General features: G+C 35.0%; 2 protein-coding genes. Both read right to left on the bottom strand.

Annotated features, from left to right (window positions below; all coding sequences use genetic code 11):
• Positions 1-146: 146 nt before the first annotated feature.
• Positions 147-1,745 carry a hypothetical protein gene (locus tag ESY88_RS20455; RefSeq protein WP_147088542.1) on the bottom strand — a complete coding sequence of 533 codons (1,599 nt, stop codon included), beginning with the start codon at positions 1,743-1,745 and terminating at the stop codon, positions 147-149.
• Positions 1,746-1,769: 24 nt separating this feature from the next.
• Complete coding sequence (locus tag ESY88_RS20450; protein WP_147088541.1) at positions 1,770-2,336, bottom strand: hypothetical protein; 567 nt, start codon at positions 2,334-2,336, stop codon at positions 1,770-1,772.
• Positions 2,337-3,507: the final 1,171 nt, after the last annotated feature.

Here is a 3,507-nt window from a genome sequence, read left to right as displayed (position 1 = left end):
CAATAACAGCGCAAACTCCAGCCATCCTTCTTTAAATTCATCGTTTTACCCATAGACGGCAAATCAACCGGATTCGTCAACACAGTATTCAGCTCTGGCCTATCGGCGAGCCGAATACTTAGTTATTAGGCACAGTGCTTAGTTTTCTAATTTCCACCAACAGGTGTCAATACACCTCCGCCATTTCCATTTCCACCAGCGACATCAAATAATCTATATTCCCATTCTCCATTTCCACATTCGCAATTTACTCTAACACCAATATTAAGTTGTCCAGAGCTTCTTGGTTTTACATCTTTATAAGCGGTGTCAGCATAATTTCTAATCATACTATTTGGTATTTGCCATTCAAAAGTAATATTTAAAGGGTCGTTTGACACATACGTTAGTGGTATGTATCTAGCTCTTAGTTTAGACCATTGACCAGCATATAAATCATAACTGCCTATTTTCTGAATTACTAAGCCATCATTACTAGGCGTGCCAACCCAAACACCCTTGTTAACTTCTACTGTACTTCCTAGAATACTTGCTGTTATTTCTCCAGCATATTCGGTACTGAAAGGATTTTTACTTACAATAATAGTATTAGAAGATTGTGAAACTATATTCAAGTTTGACGTTACACTCCAAACAATACCATTAACACAAGGGTGGTTTGCACCACTTAGTGCGTAAGTGTAATTCTGACCTTGACAAACCGAATCATTACCTGTAATTGTGGCATTAAAAACAGTAGAAGGAATACCAATTTGAATGTTCTCTTTTGTTTTCGTTACTGTTTGATTACAAGAGTTCTGTAATACCGCTGAAAGCGTAATTATACCATCTGAAACTTTTGTAACTGTAATTTCTCCAGTAGTTGCATTATAACTTGCTGTTGCGATACTGGTATTGGACGAATTAACAGACTGAACTGTAACATTATTGAAACTTGATATATTGTCAAGAGTGTAAACACCAGAACTGCAAACATAATCATCACCAACAATATTGATAAATGGATTAAATGTCCCAAGGCTAACCGTAGATGTTAATTGCGGATAACTTACACCATTTAATATTGGTGTTACACTTACATTATTTGGTGGATATTGATAAGGTCTCAACTGGACAAAAGTGGATGTGGTTGTAAAGTTTGAAATAGGGTTGCCATTTGTGTCTTCCCAACCATTGCCAACATTCCATTGATAGCTCACCGTTGCACCATTTGGAATATTAGATGGTGTTACCGTAAAATTCTTTACTGATGTACTTTCGCAAGAAACCGTTGTATTAGTTGGTGTTAGACTAAATGATGGGACAGGTGTTTTTATTATTGAATGCTCACAACTATTATAATAGTCAAAAGGGGAAGAAACTTCCGTGAACTCTAAATATATAGAGCTACCATTAACTTGTACTTCTGAAGCATCAATATTAGTTGCAATAGTATGCACATATTGATTACTATTCCATAAGTTGGAAGTAATATATTGATTACCTCTTTCCGCTCCATTACTTGAAGAATTATATTTTAACTTTATTTTCAAAAAGCCTTCTCCAGTTGAAGATGATGTTTTCGTTAAAGTATAATAGAATGTTAATGTATTGTTTTCAGTGGTTTCAAAATCTATAGTACCACAGTTCGTAACACTTGTCTGCCCATTAACATAGACTTCATCAAGGGTAGTTGTAATTTGTCCATATGTATTGTAAATACAAAATGTAATTAAAATTGTTAAGAGATGTATTTTTGATTTCATAATCTTGTTTTTTTAATGAAAATATTATTTTTCTAAATGGATTTGAAAACCTATTCCAATATTAAAATTATTAATTTTTGATTCACTACCAATTCCCGATAAAGAAGTAACTTTTCCATAAGCATATTCTAATGTTATTTCTATAGCGACACTACTATTGAAAAAGATAGAAGGACCTGCTTTAATATTAAAGTTTCGGTTTTCGGTAACTTTATCTCCATTACTATATCCATTCCCAAATTGGTATTCTAAATGTGAGAAAATGTTTATTCTTTTATCAGTTTCCAAAAAATAGTAACGAGCAAAAGGACCTATTCCAAAACCATATCCACTATTTCCAGAACCCTCTGGGTTTCCATAGCCAAATGTTGGTACAAGACCTATAGCAAGTCTGTCTTTTAAGAAATAACCTAAATTAGAGGATAAATTAAAACCGAACCCTTTTTGGGTTGTGGTAAAATCATTGCTAGTGTTTTCAGAATTTTCACTGTAAAACCTAAAATTACCACCAACAAGCCAATTGCCTTTTGTTATTTGTGCATTCAAACTTAAGGATGTAGCTAATACTAAAAAGAAAAATAATGTTTTCATATTGTTAAATTGTTTTTTTTTAAATTCGTAATTGTATTCCAAAGATAGTTATTTGGTGGGCTATGGTTACGTAATAATATTTGTTTTCTGTGTTTCATTTCAACGGTTATTTTTGTCGGCATTGTGCCTAACGCTCTTGAGTATGATTAGTTGCGTGTCTCAAGCGCTAATTTAGCAAATAAAAACGAACTTTGGCATCCACGAGGGTTTTCGGAAGAAGAACAGACCCAGCAATTAATTATACGCGATGTTGTGAAAAGTGGCCTGGAATTATGGTGTTTTGTTGTTGCTTTCCCTGAGATAGTGCGATTGAGTGAGTTCCGCCGTTCCCAAAATCCTCGAACTACTTGATTCCTCTCGAGTGGGAAATTCCGTATGAGTGAGCAATTCCGCAAGACGATTTTATTCAGAGTGGATTTGATCAATTCAAGATTCCGTAAACTTTTCTGATTTTGTAATTCCGTTTTTCATTTATGGGACTGGTTTAGAAATCCGAAATAAAAATTCCGCGACCGTGAAAGGAATAGTTTTTTGAATTCCGCTTGTCTAGTTCTGAGTGAATTCCGCCATTTTTTACAACGCTCTTGAGTATGATTAGTTGCGTGTCTCAAGCGCTAATTTAGCAAATAAAAACGAACTTGGGCATCCGCGAGGGTTTTCGGAAGAAGAACAAGCCAAGCAATTAATTATACGCGATGTTGTGAAAAGTGGCCTGGAATTATTGTATTTTGTTGTTGCTTTCCCTGAGATAGTGCGATTGAGTGAGTTTCGCCGTTCTCAAAATCCGCGAACTACTAGATTCCGTTCGAGTGGAAAATTCCGTGTGAGTGAGTAATTTCGCAACTCGATTTTATTCAGAGTGGATTTGAACAATTCAAGATTCCGCAAACTTTTCTGATTTTGTAATTCCGTTTTTCATTTATGGGACTGGTTAGAAATCGAAAAAAATTCCGCGACCGTAAAAAGAAAAGCTTTTTTGAGTTTCGTTTGTCTAGTTATGAGTGAATTCCGCCATTTTTTACAACGGTTTTGTGTATGATTAGTGGCGTGTTCTAAGCACGGAATTTAGTAAATAAAAACTGAATAGAAAATCCGCGAGGATTTTCGTAAGTAGGCGAGAACCAGCCATTAATTATACACGGTGTTGCCAGTAGTTTTTATTCCGCTGGCT

Origin of the sequence: Subsaximicrobium wynnwilliamsii, from assembly GCF_007997225.1 — a bacterium.
GTDB lineage: Bacteria > Bacteroidota > Bacteroidia > Flavobacteriales > Flavobacteriaceae > Psychroserpens > Psychroserpens wynnwilliamsii.
This window is presented reverse-complemented; position numbering and strand designations above follow the sequence as displayed.

What these genes read in the sequence shown, in the direction of transcription:
- ESY88_RS20455 (WP_147088542.1), bottom strand. Translation starts at nt 1,745, where the DNA reads ATGAAATCAAAAATACATCTCTTAACAATTTTAATTACATTTTGTATT.
- ESY88_RS20450 (WP_147088541.1), bottom strand. Translation starts at nt 2,336, where the DNA reads ATGAAAACATTATTTTTCTTTTTAGTATTAGCTACATCCTTAAGTTTG.